We start from the raw sequence: 1,077 nt of genomic DNA on the forward strand, positions 1-1,077 counted from the left end.
GAGGTTCTTCAATAAACTCAAGCAGTTTCGCGCTATCGCAACCCGCTACGATAAACTGAAATCGACCTTCCTCGCAGCCGTGCAGTTCGCCTCAATCATCATCCTGCTTAACTGACGACACGCTGTAATACTTGCACAACAACACTCTCCGGTAGAAAGATGGTCAAACTTTCCGTTACTGTCAATAAGACGTTTCTTCCACTGCAAGTCCTGTGGAACGACGGTTCAGATAAACGCCTACTCGGCTTTGATACAGAACGTATTCCCCAGAGAAATTTTGGTCCAGATATCTTCATTCCCCCGGTCTCTGCAAACAGCAGAAACGTTTTAGAACTGACCGAAGAATATCTCCGTCCATGCACACCACAATAACATCTGCGTTATTTCTAACCCAAGGGTCAGTTGGAAATATTCGTGCAAAAATCCGAATGTACCACTGATTTTAACCTGTGAAAAAGAGACGAAAATACGCCAGAGGCCCGCAAACACGGTCAACAACGTTCGTCCTCAGCCGCACCAACGAAATTCAGCCTGACCTCCTCATGAACTGCCCCGGGTTTACCGGAGAGTAAAACTCTCAGGGGGTAAACCCTATGGTAGAGGAGAAGAAAACATCGCGTTATTCGCCTGAGTTCCGTGAGCGCGCCGTGCGCCATCGGGAAGAACATCGATCGGATTACCCGAGTATTTCGGCGGCCTGTCGAGAAATTGGTGGTAAGCTTGGCTACTCGGGCGACAGCCTGCACGACTGGTGGAAGCAGGCCCGGCGGGATGCGGGGACGCAACCGGGACCGACCACGGCTGAGACGGCACGGATCAAGGCGTTGGAGCGTGAGGTCCGTGAACTGCGTCAGGCCAATGAGATCCTGAAGAAGGCTTCGGCTTATTTTGCACAGGTAGCGCTCGACCGCCCGTTTCGCAAATGATCGCGTTTATTGTGACGTGCCCCTTTTTTTGTATCCACTCAAAAGGAGAGTTCCCGTTTTTTATGGCTTTGGGTTGATGGGATGACAAGTGTCTCGGGGGCATGCCCCCGAGACACTTGTCTGGCGACCTGATCCGGTGTCCTGCCACCCA

2 pseudogenes are annotated in these 1,077 nt (G+C 51.7%); both read left to right on the plus strand.

What is annotated here, in order from left to right:
* Nucleotides 1-115, plus strand: a pseudogene (locus ACBR42_RS17070) (IS5/IS1182 family transposase); the annotation flags it as partial.
* Nucleotides 116-593: 478 nt separating this feature from the next.
* Nucleotides 594-937, plus strand: a pseudogene (locus tag ACBR42_RS17075) (transposase); the annotation flags it as partial.
* Nucleotides 938-1,077: the final 140 nt, after the last annotated feature.

The sequence above is a fragment of the Komagataeibacter sp. SM21 genome (genome assembly GCF_041402665.1).
In the GTDB taxonomy this organism is placed as follows: domain Bacteria; phylum Pseudomonadota; class Alphaproteobacteria; order Acetobacterales; family Acetobacteraceae; genus Komagataeibacter; species Komagataeibacter saccharivorans.